At 59.8% G+C, this 13,724-nt stretch carries 10 protein-coding genes and 3 pseudogenes; 6 read left to right on the top strand and 7 right to left on the bottom strand.

Going from position 1 to position 13,724, the window contains the following annotated elements; genetic code table 11:
• Positions 1-222: 222 nt before the first annotated feature.
• Genes ACRQ5Q_RS10370 through ACRQ5Q_RS10360 form a run of 3 tightly spaced genes read right to left on the bottom strand, consistent with a single transcriptional unit; the run spans position 223 to position 2,415 of the window.
• The gene (locus ACRQ5Q_RS10370) at positions 223-732 is read right to left on the bottom strand and encodes a transporter substrate-binding domain-containing protein (protein WP_439397527.1); all 510 of its coding nucleotides are present in this window, start codon (positions 730-732) and stop codon (positions 223-225) included.
• Between the two features lie 23 nt (positions 733-755).
• A complete protein-coding gene (locus tag ACRQ5Q_RS10365; protein WP_439397525.1) occupies positions 756-1,520 on the bottom strand; it encodes an amino acid ABC transporter ATP-binding protein in 765 nt (254 codons plus the stop codon).
• A 13-nt stretch (positions 1,521-1,533) separates the two neighbouring features.
• Positions 1,534-2,415, bottom strand: coding sequence for an amino acid ABC transporter permease (locus ACRQ5Q_RS10360; protein ID WP_439397523.1), 882 nt, complete (start codon positions 2,413-2,415; stop codon positions 1,534-1,536).
• A gap of 1,012 nt (positions 2,416-3,427) precedes the next feature.
• On the opposite strand from ACRQ5Q_RS10360, the gene tnpB reads away from it, so the two are divergent.
• Positions 3,428-3,781, top strand: coding sequence for an IS66 family insertion sequence element accessory protein TnpB (gene tnpB / locus ACRQ5Q_RS10355; protein WP_080134255.1), 354 nt, complete (start codon positions 3,428-3,430; stop codon positions 3,779-3,781).
• A gap of 418 nt (positions 3,782-4,199) precedes the next feature.
• On the opposite strand, the gene ACRQ5Q_RS10350 is transcribed toward tnpB, so the two are convergent.
• Positions 4,200-4,379 (bottom strand): hypothetical protein, encoded by a 180-nt coding sequence (locus ACRQ5Q_RS10350; protein WP_439397521.1) that lies wholly within the window; start codon positions 4,377-4,379, stop codon positions 4,200-4,202.
• Positions 4,380-4,527: 148 nt separating this feature from the next.
• Here ACRQ5Q_RS10350 and ACRQ5Q_RS10345 point away from each other — a divergent pair.
• Both ACRQ5Q_RS10345 and ACRQ5Q_RS10340 read left to right on the top strand, forming a co-directional pair.
• Positions 4,528-5,282: pseudogene (locus ACRQ5Q_RS10345) on the top strand (IS5 family transposase).
• A gap of 58 nt (positions 5,283-5,340) precedes the next feature.
• Positions 5,341-5,751, top strand: a pseudogene (locus ACRQ5Q_RS10340) (transposase); the annotation flags it as partial.
• A 315-nt stretch (positions 5,752-6,066) separates the two neighbouring features.
• On the opposite strand, the gene ACRQ5Q_RS10335 reads toward ACRQ5Q_RS10340, so the two are convergent.
• The gene (locus ACRQ5Q_RS10335; RefSeq protein WP_439397466.1) at positions 6,067-7,185 is read right to left on the bottom strand and encodes an IS110 family transposase; all 1,119 of its coding nucleotides are present in this window, start codon (positions 7,183-7,185) and stop codon (positions 6,067-6,069) included.
• Positions 7,186-7,283: 98 nt separating this feature from the next.
• Here ACRQ5Q_RS10335 and ACRQ5Q_RS10330 point away from each other — a divergent pair.
• Positions 7,284-8,102 (top strand): annotated as a pseudogene (locus ACRQ5Q_RS10330) (IS701 family transposase); the annotation flags it as partial.
• Positions 8,103-8,318: 216 nt separating this feature from the next.
• On the opposite strand, the gene ltrA reads toward ACRQ5Q_RS10330, so the two are convergent.
• The gene (gene ltrA, locus ACRQ5Q_RS10325) at positions 8,319-9,794 is read right to left on the bottom strand and encodes a group II intron reverse transcriptase/maturase (protein ID WP_439397464.1); all 1,476 of its coding nucleotides are present in this window, start codon (positions 9,792-9,794) and stop codon (positions 8,319-8,321) included.
• A gap of 641 nt (positions 9,795-10,435) precedes the next feature.
• Here ltrA and ACRQ5Q_RS10320 point away from each other — a divergent pair.
• Both ACRQ5Q_RS10320 and ACRQ5Q_RS10315 read left to right on the top strand, forming a co-directional pair.
• Positions 10,436-10,654 (top strand): hypothetical protein, encoded by a 219-nt coding sequence (locus tag ACRQ5Q_RS10320; RefSeq protein WP_439397520.1) that lies wholly within the window; start codon positions 10,436-10,438, stop codon positions 10,652-10,654.
• Positions 10,655-10,859: 205 nt separating this feature from the next.
• Positions 10,860-11,804, top strand: a complete 945-nt coding sequence (locus tag ACRQ5Q_RS10315) for an HpcH/HpaI aldolase/citrate lyase family protein (protein WP_439397518.1) — start codon at positions 10,860-10,862, stop codon at positions 11,802-11,804.
• A 916-nt stretch (positions 11,805-12,720) separates the two neighbouring features.
• On the opposite strand, the gene ACRQ5Q_RS10310 is transcribed toward ACRQ5Q_RS10315, so the two are convergent.
• On the bottom strand, positions 12,721-13,134 hold the full coding sequence (locus ACRQ5Q_RS10310) for a lipocalin-like domain-containing protein (RefSeq protein WP_439397516.1): 414 nt from the start codon (positions 13,132-13,134) through the stop codon (positions 12,721-12,723).
• Positions 13,135-13,724: the final 590 nt, after the last annotated feature.

Genomic DNA, 13,724 nt, shown 5'->3' with positions numbered 1-13,724 from the left:
TACCGCATCTAGTTTGGCTCCGCCGGCCGTACGCGCTCGGGATGCCTATTACCTCCTACTATCCGGCGAGAATGGGGATATGAATCGCCCGTGGATTACACCCAAGCCTAGCCGGTCCTTGTTCTTGGCAAAGGACCGGCGGAATTCGATGGTCGAATTCGCCGAGTTAGCGACCGCAAGCGCTCATCCCGAGGCAATGACTCGAGCCGCACCTTGGGATTATCATAGCTGAGGGCCCGCATTGATCGAGGACGTTGGTCCCAATGGAACAATCATCCACTTTTGCAGTAGCTTGACATAGGTGCCATCGGCGATCAGCTCATCCAGCGCCTTTTTGAGCGTTTCGCCGAGATCTTTTTTTCGGATGCCGGCGATGCGCTGACCGATACGCCCGAAAGGCGCAAAGTCGGCGTGAGTTTTATCGACTTCGTTTACGAAACTAAGCGGAGCAAAGCTGGCTAGGTCCGCGTATTTGAATTCGATCCAGTTGACTTTGGCACCCAGCTTTTTTGCCATGGCTTCGAACAAGTCGTGGTTGAATCCCATTAGCTCATTAGTTTTGGGATCCTTGAACGCAAATGGCGGATAATAGGTGATCGTGCCCGCATTGATGACCTTCTGTGCATCCTGGGCGTACACCGTCCCGGTGGCAAGGCTTGCCGCGAGGGCAAGTCCAATCATCACGAGACAAACGTCAATTTTTCGTGGCATATAAGCGCCCTTCTGTGTCACTTCGAAAGGCTCTGTACGCTCAATCAACTCAGGACGGCTGAGATGAAGTCTCGAGTGCGAGCGTGTGTCGGACTACCGAGAATCTGGTTGGAGGGCCCGCTTTCGACGACGAGCCCATGGTCCATGAACAGCACTCGGTTTGCAACTTCGCGCGCGAAGCCGAGTTCGTGTGTAACGACGACCATCGTCATCCCCGACCGAGCGAGGTCGCGCATGACCGCGAGCACTTCGCCAACCAGTTCGGGGTCCAGTGCAGAAGTGGGTTCATCAAACAGCATGAGCGCTGGCTTCATCGCAAGCGCGCGGGCGATCGCCACACGCTGTTGTTGCCCACCAGAGAGCTCGACCGGGTACGCGTCACATTTTTGCGCAAGTCCCACACGGTCTAGCAATTCACGACCGGCTGCCTCGGCTTGCCTACGTTCAACTTTGAGTACCTGGATCGGACCTTCGATGACGTTTTGCAAGGCCGTCTTGTGCGGAAACAGGTTGAAGCGCTGAAACACCATGCCGGTCGCCAGTCGCTGCCGAGCGACCTCGCGCTCCGAGAGTTCATATAACTTTTGGCCGACGCGGCGGTAGCCGACCAACTCCCCGTTGATCCACAACGCTCCGCCATTGATAACTTCCAGCTGGTTGATGCAGCGCAGGAAGGTGCTCTTCCCCGAGCCAGATGGCCCTATCAGGCACAGAACCTCGCCGCGGTTGATCTCCAGATCGATGCCCTTAAGCGCCTCGAACGACCCATAGGACTTGCGCACGTCAACGGCTTTAAGGATACGGTCCATGTTTTTGTCCCGGTTAGCGTGATTGAGCAGCACGTCCTGACCCACGGGCGAAATACCGCTCCACTCGTGTCTGCAAGAAAGAGAGCACCGTGACGACGATCAAATACCAAAAGGCCGCGACAAAAAGCAGTTCGATGACCCTGCTGTTCACGTAGTAAATTGTCTCTGCCGCATACATAACCTCGGAAAACTGGATGACGCTAGCCAGCGACGTCCACTTGACCATGCCGATAAATTCGTTGCCGATCGGCGGCAGGATAACGCGCATGGCTTGGGGTAGGATTATTCGGCGCAGCGCTTGAAGACGATGCATTCCGATCGCGCTGGCGGCTTCGTATTGCCCATCATCGACGGACAACAGTCCGGCGCGCACCACTTCCGATGTATAAGCACCCTGGTTGATCCCCAGTCCAAGCAATGCCGCAACAAACGGCGTCATCACATCTACCGTGCGCCATTCGAACAATCCTGGGATCCCCATCGTTGGAAACACCAGCGCAAGATTGAACCACAACAGCAGCTGCAGCAATGAAGGGATGCCGCGAAAGAGCCACACATAACCAAGCGCCGCCCAGTTGATGATCGGACTGGCCGAAAACCGCATGATCGCGACGGCCACGCCTATCGCAACACCGAGCAACATTGCCAAAACTGCCAGCAATACGGTGTTACCGAGTCCGACCAGGATGGTTCGCGCCGTGAGGTATTGCCCAGCAACAGACCACTCGATCTGACCATGGGCGAATGCCCGAATGATCCATAAAGCGGCCGCGAGAACCACGGCAGCGCTGACATAGCGGCCGATATGCTTCCGGCGCACATGCTCGAATTGAGACAATTCTTCTGTGTGACCGTTTTGATCGGTATTCAACCGCTCACCTACTTCGACCAACATACTGGCGTGTCCCTCGTTAGCCGCCCGATCCAACACTCGCTCAAAGACAAGAGCTTCATCTCATCCCGCCGCACCCGCGTGACAACGGGGCCCGATGGGATCACAGTCGCGTGTTGTATATTACTCCCATGCTGAACTTCTTCAAATTCGACAGGATACCGCGCAAATCCTGCGCTAGTTCAGTAATCATTACGCATTTTATCTCCTAGGCAATGCGTCAAGTAGCCAGGGAGCTGAACGCTTATAGCCCACGACGGCGTTCAAGAGCCGTGCGCCCCCGCTCCACGCCGGCGGGTCGAGCGTGACGCCGGGCTCTATATCGAGTGCGTTGATGCGCCAGCGCACGCGCTGCTCACTTCCGCGGGTGGACCCGATTGCTTCAGAGGTGCCGCAAAACTTGCAAACCAACCCAAAGGCGGCAGACTATTCTGACCAGCAATCAAGGTCCCAATTTGAAAACTCGGCGGATTTGAGTTGGATGATCTTCTCTGAGCTCCGCAAGTCGCAGATCAACAGTAAGCGCTAAGCGGGAACCCTTGCTTCGGGACTGGGATGGCTGTGCGAAGAAGCCTCCGGTTAGGACGGAGGCTTCGGATGGGATTGGACAGCAAAAAGGACGTCTATTTGGACGGCTCATCGGCGGGGTCGGTGAGCCGGCTGGAGATTCTTGAAGGGCCGTCAGGACGTCGTGTGCGGTCGGAAGCTGAGAGAGCTCGGATCGCCGCGGAGAGTCTGTTGCCCGGCGTCCAGGTATCCGAGGTAGCGCGCGGCACGGAGTGACGCGCTGGCAGGTCTACGATTGGCGACGGCGGCTTCGACAGCGAGGTATGTTGCCGCCGTGCGAGGCGTCTCCACCAACGTTTGCGCCGCTGGTTGTGGAAGATGCGTTGGAGGAGCGTCGGGCTCCGGCGGTCAAGCTTGAGATTGCGATCGGCGATGTCGTGCTGCGGACTGACACAGCCATAGATGCTGACCAGCTATCCCGGGTGATCCGTGCGGTGCGAGCGTCACGATGATCGCGGCCGGTGCTGATCTGAAGATTTACGTTGCCACGCGGCCGATCGACTTCCGCTGTGGCCACGACGGGCTTGCGGCGAAGGTACAGGAGATGCTTCGTCTCGATCCGTTCAGCGGCGCAGCCTTCGTGTTCCGATCGAAACGAGCGGACCGGATCAAGATTTTGGTCTGGGATCGAACGGGTCTGGTGTTGGTGCACAAACGCCTCGAAGGTTGCAAGTTCGTTTGGCCAACGATCGCGGACGGGGTGATGCGCATGTCGCCGGCGATGTTCGCTGCCTTGTTCGAAGGGCTGGATTGGAGATTGGTCCGCCCGGAAGAAGCACGGCGCCCGCAGGTGGCGGGATAACCGCGGCAGAATGACTCGGCAGCTATTTTGATCGTGGCGCGGGCGGCGGCGATGTGCTCGAAATAGCGCATGAGCATCGCGACACTGCGCGCGGTGGTAACCGTAACCTCCCGTGACTGTGAGCGCGGCTGCCGCAACCTTGTTGGCAACTTCGGTGGCATGCACCTTGAACTCGGTCAGAGGAAACAGGATATCGCTGTGCGGCTTACCGCCCGCCACAGCTCATCGAGCTTGAGGCAAGCTCCAGCCGCACGGCGGTAATGTCTCGACGAGGACCTTTGCCGCACCCAGTTCCTGCCGGATCGCGTGGTAGTCCGACAGGCTCTTGTTTCGGTCCTTATGGACGAAACTCGTGGCGTGCTTGACGGCTGCGTTCAATCCGCCCGTGCGACGTCTTCCCAGATAGCACCGAGGCCTATCAGATAACCGGCGATACGCCATCGTAGATGATGTCCCTGCCCTGCCCCTCCATGCCGAGCCCACGATCGTTGCGCCCGCTCTGCGATAGTTCTGATCCGTCGCGCCGATGCCAGCGCCAGCATTCGTTCCACGAGCACGCTGTGACCGGCCGCCACTCTTCATCTACGATCTCCGTCATGGGCAGCTCCTTTGTAGTCGGAAGAGCGGCACAAACCTGCGACCCGAACAGCAGGACTCCGCTCCAGCTAATGCCGGGACTAGGGTCTGTACCTAATTAGCGAACTGTGATTCCCTCGCAGCGGGTTGATTCCACGCGGGGGACTTCGATGCGCAAGGGACTGTTCTGGCTCAACGACAAGCAATGGGCTCTGATAGAGCCGCATCTGCCAACGAACCAGACCGGACCGGTGCGCGACGACGATCGACGCGTCATCAGCGGTATCATTCACATGCTTCAGTGCGGCGCACGCTGGCGCGATTGCCCGCCGGACTATGGTCCGTACACGACGATCTACAATCGTTTCAATCGCTGGGCCCGGACATTGGCGGGCGATCTTTGAAGCGCTCGCCCGCTGCGGCAAAGACGGCGTGACTTTGTCCATCGACTCCACCACGATCAAAGCGCATCGCTCGGCGAGCGGCGGAAAAGGGGGGAGCATGAACAAGCGATCGGCCGCTCGCGCGGCGGGCGGACCACGAAATCCACGCGCTGAGCGACCCTGACTGCAGACCTTGCGCATTTCATCTCACTCCAGGCCAGGACGCTGATATTGCCGCAGCGCCAGCCCTTTTGGAACTCGCGCCACCCATGTCTGCCCTCATTGGCGACAAAGGGTACGACGGCGACGGCTTTCGAGCCGAAATCGTCGATCGTGGTGCCAAGCCCGTCATTCCAAACAAATCCAACAGGGTCACTCTCCACAGCTTCAGCAAACGCGCCTACAAGGGGCGCAACGTTATCGAGCGCTGTTTCTGCCGCCTCAAGGATTTCAGGCGTGTCGCAACTCGCTACGACAAACTAGCCAGGAACTTCTTGGCTGCCGTCCATCTCGCCGCCATCGTTGCCTATTGGATCAATTGAGTCCGAGCCCTAGCATTACAGTTGCATCTTCCTGAAGGTTCTGAATCCATGGGCGACCATGATTCGGGATCTGATGATTGGTGGCGCGTCAGTTGAAGATACGCTGACGCTGTGGGCTTCGGCGTTGCGAGATATCAAGCAACGCATCCGTCCGCTGTTTACGCAGGAGCGTGTCGCGGCCGCGGCGGGGCAGTTTCTCGACGGACTGTTGGGCAACGAGCCGCGCAAGACAGGTTGGATGCGGGCGGAAGCGGCCGGCGATCCAGGCCCGTGGCGCCAGCAAGCGATCCTGGGTCGGGGGCAGTGGGACGCCGATGCGCTGCGCGATATTGTCCGTGAATACGTGCTGGAAACGCTGCCCGATGAGGACGCGGTTCTGGTCATCGATGAGACCGGCTTTTTGAAACGGGGCAAAGCGTTATGCGAGCTTGCGCGCCAGTACACTGGCTCGGCGGGCAAGATCACCAGTCCAGGGCTATTGGCATGAGAGTGCGATCTCCGTTTATCCCGGAGTTGCCAATTGGATGATTGTTACGCAGCGCAGGAGGCAGAGCCGCTGAGACGACGGTTTGCAGACTCTGATACGCGGGTTGGATACCGCATTTCCGTTTGTTCGTCCGGGGTTGCCTCGATCTGCCAGCGGGCATCGACAATGTCGGCCACACAATTGGTGCGAGAGTTCCCCAACCGGGGCTCTGCCCCCAGCGATGCGCAACAATGATGTCGCTCCTGAGAGTTCTCCTGTGTTGAGGTGGAAGGAAGCGTTGGCTAATTCGGTAAGCGATCAGGTTGCGCTGTGCGGCTCCACCTTTCGGCCGATAGCCCAGAGGAAGGCGGCCAGTTCTCGGGCGATGGCCACGGTGACGACTGCCTGGCGTTTGCCACGTGCCATCAGCTTGCGATAGCGAGCACAGAGTCTGACTTGGGCTTTCCAGGCGATGTCGCACACCGCTTTCGTCAGGCCGGCCTGCCGCTCCTGCAGCAGGCGGCTTATCCGGGCGGGAAAACGGTAAGTCCAGGCGCCCTCAATGAGCACGCGGCGCGCCCGGCCATTACCAGCTTTGGTGATGCCGCCGCGCCGGATGCGTTCCCCCGTGGAGTTTTCGCAAGGCACCAGGCCGAGATACGCCATCAATTGGCGCGGGCTGTCGAAGCGGCGCACGTCGCCGATTTCGGTGACGAAGGTGATCGCGGTCAGGAAGGCGACGCCGCGTAGCGCCTGGTAGGCTGCGATCACTGGAGCCATGGACCATGAGCTCACCGCCTCGGCAACTTGTTCGTCCAGGCGCTTGAGCCTGATCTCGGCGGCCTCGATCGCTTGGCGATACTCGGCCAGCACGAGATACTGCGCCGGATGCTCGAAGCGTTGCTCGCACAGCCATCGTGTATGCGCCTTGGTCCACGCTTGACGGCCGGTGAAGACCCGGCCGTGACGTAGCAGGAAGGACTGCAAGTGCTGACGGGCCCGCCGCAGATCTTCCATCGCGGCTTCTCGGGCACGCACCAGTTCTCGCACCGCCTCGTGCTCCGGATCCGGTACCCAGACCGCGGTCAGCTCTCCCGCACGATGCAGCTTGGCCAGGGTCAGCGCATCACGGCGGTTGGTCTTGACCCGTTCTCCAGGCCGCTTTGGAATCAGTGATGGTGCAACCACGATGCAGTCGTAGCCAAGCCGTGTGATCTGACGATGGAGACCGTAGCCGGTCGGACCGGCTTCGTAGCAAAAGGCGAGGTCCCGGTGCCTTTTGGCGAGCTTCGTAACCAGTCGCTCCACCGCATCAGGCGCGCTATCGATCTCTCCGATGAAGCGCACGTCGCCATCGCGTCCCGCCTCGGCCACGGCTACCGAGATCTGTAGCTTCGACGTATCCAGTCCCACGTAGATTTTGCTATCCTGCCGCACGGCTCGTCCTCCTATGCGAGAGGCTCGGTGCCGGCCCACCCGGCGCAACCCTCGCTCATCGCATACTGCGGACGAGCCACCTCTCTGACAACGAACATACGGTCTGCCAGATCGGAGTGTTCGCCGCCTACGTGTCGCGGCATGGCCATGCCTTCATCGACCGGGCACTCTACCTGCCAAAGGACTGGACGGACGACCCCGCTCGCCTGAAGGCTGCGCATGTCCCGAGCGATGCGGGCTTTGCGACAAAGCCCAAGATCGCGCGTCACATGATCGCTGGCGCGATCGCCGCACAGGTGCCGTTCGCGTTCGTGGCCGCGGACAGCGTGTATGGCACCGGTGAGATCGAAACCCTGCTGCGCAAGGAGGGCAAGGGCTATGTTCTGGGTGTTGCGTCCAATCATGTGTTCCGTTCCTGGGGCAAGCCGCAGCCTGTCGCCGGCACCGCCTCCGCGATTGCGCAGAGCCTTCCCAAGAAGGCCTGGCGCCGCCTGGCGTCCGGCGAGGGGATCAAAGGGCCGCGCTGGCACGACTGGGCCTATCTCGAGCTGGCCGATCTCGACGCCGGTGAATACAACGACGACCTTGCCGGGGAATGGACGCGGGGTCTTCTGATCCGCCGCAACATCGCCGACGGCAGCTTGGCCTTCTTCTCCACATGGTGCCCCAAAGGCACGTCCATGCAGAAGCTGGTGTCGGTGGAAGGCCATCGCTGGGCCATCGAGGACAGCTTCGAAACCGCCAAGAACGAGCTCGGCCTTGATCACAACGAAACCCGCTCCTGGCATGGCTGGCATCGCCATGTCGCACTCGTCATGCTTGCCTTCGCCATGATGGCCGTCATCCGTCATCGGGCCAACACCGGGTCGTTGCTTAAAAAAACACGACCGCGGCCTCGACCGAAGCATCGTTCTTGATCCGCTGGTCGATCCAGGAAATCCGGCGCCTCGCCATGAAGCTTGCCCAGCGGCGCATCCCGCACGCCCATATCCTCGCATGGTCGTCTTGGCGTAGGGCCCACCAGGCCAACGCGCGCAAAGCCCATCTCAGGAAAAAATTGTTCGCGGTAGGGACGCTCATTGCTGAGCGCCCCCCGCGCGGATCCGGACGAGCCCAATTAAGGCATCCGGCTCTTACCTTGGGTATGTGACCGCGAAGCGTTGCTGTGGCCAGGGATGGAGGATGCGGGGTTGTGGGAGCCATTCGTCCGCCAACCTCGTCATACGGTCCCACGTGAAGCCGCCTCGTTGACTTCGCCGCCGAAGCGTTCGACGCCAAAGATCGGTCACACAGTAGCGGAACGCTGAGAGCGCCCGCCCATTTGTAGGAACCCCATAGTATGCGAAGTGGCCGGTGACGACCTGTCTCAGCCATGCACCCTGGGCACGGATCGGTTGGTGCATCCGTCGTCGCAGCTCTTCCTTGATGTCCTGAAGCTTCTTCCGCAGACGGTCGCGACGGGTCTTCCTTTCGAGCAGGAAGTTCCCCCGGCGTGACTTACCGCAGATGTGGATGAAGCCCAGAAACATGAAGGTCTCCGGTTTGCCAAGGCCGCGCCCTTTGCGATTGGCCGCCGCACGGCGACCGAACTCAATCAGGCGGGTCTTGTCTGGATGGAGCGTCAACGCGAATGCTTCAAACCGTTCACGCATCGCATCAAGGAAACGGCGAGCGTCGTCCTCATGCTCGAAGCCAACCACGAGATCATCGGCATAGCGCACGATAATCATGTCGCCGTGGGCCTCTTGCCGTCGCCAGCGTTCGGCCCAGAGATCAAACGTGTAGTGCAGGTAAGCATTGGCGAGCAGCGGCGAAATCACCGATCCCTGCCCCGTGCCCCTGTCGTCCACAGTTACGACCCCGTCTTCGAGAATGCCCGCCTTCAGCCATTTACGGATCAGGCGGATGATGCGCTTGTCGCCGATGCGGTGTTCCAGAAACTGGACCAGCCAGTCTTGGTTCACACTTCCGAAAAAGTTTTGCACGTCGGCGTCAAGTATCCAGTTCACCTTCCGCGTGGTGATCGCTACCGCCAGGGCGTCCAACCCATCATGTGGGCCTCTACCGGGTCGAAACCCGTATGAGAAGCCGACGAAGTCGCCTTCGTAGATGGCGTTGAGCACCATGACGGTCGCGCCCTGGACGATTTTGTCCTCCAAGGCAGCGATCGCCAACGCTCTCTCCCGGCCGTCAGTCTTCGGGATGTACGTCCGACGTGACGGCTGGGGACGGTACGCTCCTCCGTGGACCCGCCGGTGCAGATCCGCAAGCCGAGGCTCCAGATCTGTCTCGAAGTCCTGCCATGTCACACCATCCACGCCGGGGGCTGCTTTGCGCTTGAGCGCGTAGAAAGCCATACGGAGCGTGTCTGTGTTGATATGGTGGAGAAGCGCGGTGAACCGCTCCTTCTTCCTCTGCCTTGCGGCTTGCCGTACGCGATCAAGCTCCTGGATCACACGATCCCGGCCCCGTGTCCGGAGTGTGCTTTGCTGTCTCGCGTTTCCCTTGGTCCCCGCCCTTCGCTCCATCGCCTCCGCCACCGCACCTCCGGCATTGTTCGGCGACTTCATAGCTACTATGGCGGAGTCAGACTTCTCCTGATCGTTCATCGGCGGCTACAGCTCCTCGCCTTCCCGCCGCGGACCAGGCTGCTTCCATGAGCATCTGGCCGACCAAGAGAGCTCCCGGTTCCCGTACAAGAAGCTTCTGCACATGCCAGGGTCTGCGACCACGCCGAGACGACCGGGCGCTCGCGATATCGCGCCCCTTCGTGTTGCCTTCCGCTCAGTTGACAGCGTCGGCTCTCGGGAAAACATTCTTTCGCGGCTCGATGGCTGGCCTATGCGCTCCCCTGCCGACGCTTCGCCGACATCCTCGCGGACGCCTGCGCACGGCTCGGGGCCGATGTGGGTCGCTACTCCTTCATCGCAGTGGACTTCCACCACTTACTCCTTGCCGGTCTCCCGGCGCACCAACTGTAATGCTAGTACCGGCCCTTTGCGGCTTGGTCACGCCGCCACGGCAAGGCGCGATCGAGATCCCACTGAAACTTCAGACGCACAGGAGTGTTCATCCTTTGGTCGCGAAAACATGCGGCATAGGGTTCTGCCACCTGCGTTTCGGCGAACTGCTCCAAGGAGCCCTCGAAGTCCGAGAAGCGGGGCGTCGCAGAACGGTACGGGCGCTGGTCTCACTTCACATCCCATACGCCGATAGATCGGTCGCCCGCGTCATGTTGGAGCCGAGCCGCATGGGGCACTTCGTGGTCGAAGCCGGCCACAGCGGCATCGAAGTGACACCGACCCATTTCCGCAAATGCGAGATCGTGGCTCGGCACGCCATTGCGCGGGTCGGCTTGCCTGCAATTGTAAAGCCGATCAGTGAGACCGGTAGCACCGGCGTCACTTTGGTAGAAACAGAAACCGTTGCGATTCAAGCTCTACGCAACCTGCTCCACAGCTCGTGCTGAACGGAAGGTGACAGGCCTTCATGTGCAGACCTGTGGCGTCAGTGTGCAGCCTAGTTTGATCTCGCGATGTCAGCCTACAAGGAAAGGTAGGTGTGCAGCCAATTCCGATATGCAAACGATAGCCAAGCCACAACGATCGACCCAGACAAAAGGCTCTCACCTTGATGTGGCGTTAGTAATGCGAGTTCCAAACGAGGAAGAGATTATGCCACAGACATATCGAGACGCTCGCTGGTATCGCTCGATGCTCTACGTGCCTGGAGACAAACTCGACTGGATGTTAAAGGCGCCCAAATATGGAGCGGATGCCCTAATCTTCGATCTCGAAGACTCGGTCGAGGTTACTCAGAAGGCTGGAGCTCGCAAGGCGGTCGCGGCAGCTATCGCGGACCTAAGCACTGGCCCCTTCGGGCGTTTTGTGAGGCTCAATGGTTGGCGAACAGGCCATCTGCTAGACGATCTTAATGCGGTTGTAGTCGATGGCCTCGACGGGGTGGCACCGGCTAAAACTGAAGATCCGGAAGAGATTGCCGCTCTGGACCTTGTGCTTGGGGATATGGAGAGGTCGCGGGGGCTGCCGGCCGGCCGAATCGAGATTTGGCCGCACCCGGAATCTGCGTTGGGGATGTACAGGATTTACCATCTCTGCATGGCATCCCAGCGAGTCAAACGCGCCGGCTGTTCTGGCGGTCCGACCCCAGGTGGAGACGGGGCTCGCTCCCTGGGCCTTAACCACGCGACTGAAGAGGGGATTTACTTCGGAGCCTATTCCGCGCTGCAGGCTCGCGCTGCCGGGATTATACAGGTCGAAGGCGCCATGACGGGACGATTGGGTGACCTCGAGTTAGTGCGTCGAATCGGCGAAAGATCGAAGCGCATGGGCGCATCGTTTGCGTCGGCGATCCATCCCAGTCATATCCCCGTCATTAATGAGGTCTATTCGCCAACGCAGGATGAGATCAATGAGGCGTGTGACGTCATATCCGCCTTGGCGGAGGCTACCGCCCGCGGCGAGGGCGCGATTCGGTACAAGTCAACGACGGTAGTGGACTATGCACTTGTTCGGACTGCCATGGAGATCCTTAAGAAGGCTCAGGCAATCGGAATTGATGTTGGCAATATCCCAAAAGTCGAGCTGCCCCCAACTTGAGGCCCCACTGGATTACGATTCCGATTGCACCGGCAGGATGCGTCGTCGATCTCAAGGCAGTCTCGAAGTGCTTGCCGATTGTGGCCGCAATCGATCAGACGTCACGGCTGGAAACAAGTGTATCGTCTCGCAACCAGCTGAGGAACTCGAGCAATAGGAGGGCAGGATTTGCCGGTAAAATGGTCTGACCGTGACGATCGGGTTTCGCATGGGTTCGAGCGAGGCGCCCTGCGCGCCAGCTGAGGTTGTTACGCCAGTCAAGCCCGTGGGTGCGACGGGATTTTCGATAGCATCGACAAAGCGCAGTTTTGCTGCGGCTAGGCGACAGATCAGGCGTTTGTCAGCGCACTTGGCGGCTTCGCGACCGAGCCTTAGGCCAGCCACTCTTCCGGCTGACATCGGCGGCATCCCTGTTCCGCCTTTCCGGTAAGGGCCGCGATGCCGGCTAGTCCGAGCGCCGGCATCTGGTTGAGGGGCGGTTGGAGCAGCATCGGACGCGTATCCGAGGTCGACAACGCCCGACACCGTGACTAGGTGCGGTGCGAGTGAAATAGAAATTCTGGGCGATGCGACGCTGGATGCCGCAGACTTGCTCGGTGATCCACGACCGGGCAGCACGATGAGATGAACTTGCCGCTCCAGGTACGCTCGCTCTTGCTGAGCCAACGCTAACGGTGCAATCGGCCAGTTTCTCATAGCTGCATTTCCCACATGCGCTCTCCTCCAGAGGTCGGCGCTCCGTTGCGTGGCAAATTTTGCATTCCAGATGCCTAGCCCTTGGCCACAGTAACGTCATTGACTGTTTTTAGTCAGAGCTTCCGCTGCCCGGCAGCACGCGAGCACCCGCAAGAGCGCTCAAGCGACCTGCGACCGCGACATACGCCCCGCAGATCTCGCGTAACCTGAGGCAGCGGCATTACTTGACCCTGTTCCACACGAGTATCGATCGCCCCATGGTGCCGTCCAGATAGCTTTTGTACGGAGCGGTCGTGATAGTCAGGGTATCTCCCTCGAGCACAAAGTATCGTATTTGATTGGTGCCGGTCCACGTCTGGTTCCACGATGTGTCGATGTGATGGACGACGACGTTTTCCCCCAACGAGAACGCGCCAGCATAGGCGACCATGGTGCCAAGCAGTTCCGCGCCTTCTTCAGCGGTGGGCACCACATTGCGAGGTACGACCCGATCATCCCGCGTGAAGATAGCGTACATCCTGCCGTCCGCTGCGTAGCCAATGTAGCCGACCGGGCCCTCGCCGAATTGATTGTGACGATGTCCGTCCGACAATCGTTCACGAACGTAGGAACAGAGCCGCCATGTACCAAGCACGGGAGAATCCGCTGGGGGTCTGCCCGGCCTTACCGATGTCAAGATTTCACTCTCTGTCGCCAAGTCGTCCTCCCAAGCCGAAGCTGGTTTTTTAAACGCAATCGAAATCTCAAACGTGGAAGAACATCATCTCACAATCTCCTGGAGATGGATGTCGAACGCGTAGACGATCGAACCGTCTCGATTGGACCGAGACGCTATCAGCGTCCGGCGTCGCTCCGGTTGCTCGATAATGTCCAGCAACGGGCCTTGCGAGTTTCCGCTTGGTCGTCACCAAAATGCAGGCGCGTGGCCGATCCTCGCAACCGAAACAATACTCGCGAAACATGCGATCTGTCACGACGCCCTCGTACCTGGTTTCATCGATACGATCGAACCGACGTGCTGAGAACATCGCTCTCGACTGCTCATGATCGCCTATCGGGTGCCATCGACTTTGGGCGAACCTGAGCATGGCCAGCCGCGATCGAGAGGTTAAGAGCGCCAAGTCCGCGAGGTGCAATGTACGCGTCCGGGCGGTGGTCAGCAAACCGCTCGTAAGTCGCCGCGTGGACAACGCGGCCTGCTCGTGGCGCGTCAGCACCCACTCG

Source organism: Bradyrhizobium sp. PMVTL-01 (assembly GCF_051861855.1).
GTDB lineage: Bacteria > Pseudomonadota > Alphaproteobacteria > Rhizobiales > Xanthobacteraceae > Bradyrhizobium.
The sequence above is the reverse complement of the archived record's forward strand: the minus strand, read 5'-3'. Positions and strand labels throughout refer to the sequence as shown.

Bases quoted from the DNA above. Each gene is read 5' to 3' on its own strand.
- ACRQ5Q_RS10365 (WP_439397525.1), bottom strand. From the start codon at position 1,520: ATGGACCGTATCCTTAAAGCCGTTGACGTGCGCAAGTCCTATGGGTCG.
- ACRQ5Q_RS10360 (WP_439397523.1), bottom strand. From the start codon at position 2,415: ATGTTGGTCGAAGTAGGTGAGCGGTTGAATACCGATCAAAACGGTCAC.
- tnpB (WP_080134255.1), top strand. From the start codon at position 3,428: ATGATCGCGGCCGGTGCTGATCTGAAGATTTACGTTGCCACGCGGCCG.
- ACRQ5Q_RS10350 (WP_439397521.1), bottom strand. From the start codon at position 4,379: ATGACGGAGATCGTAGATGAAGAGTGGCGGCCGGTCACAGCGTGCTCG.
- ltrA (WP_439397464.1), bottom strand. From the start codon at position 9,794: ATGAACGATCAGGAGAAGTCTGACTCCGCCATAGTAGCTATGAAGTCG.
- ACRQ5Q_RS10320 (WP_439397520.1), top strand. From the start codon at position 10,436: ATGGGGCACTTCGTGGTCGAAGCCGGCCACAGCGGCATCGAAGTGACA.
- ACRQ5Q_RS10315 (WP_439397518.1), top strand. From the start codon at position 10,860: ATGCCACAGACATATCGAGACGCTCGCTGGTATCGCTCGATGCTCTAC.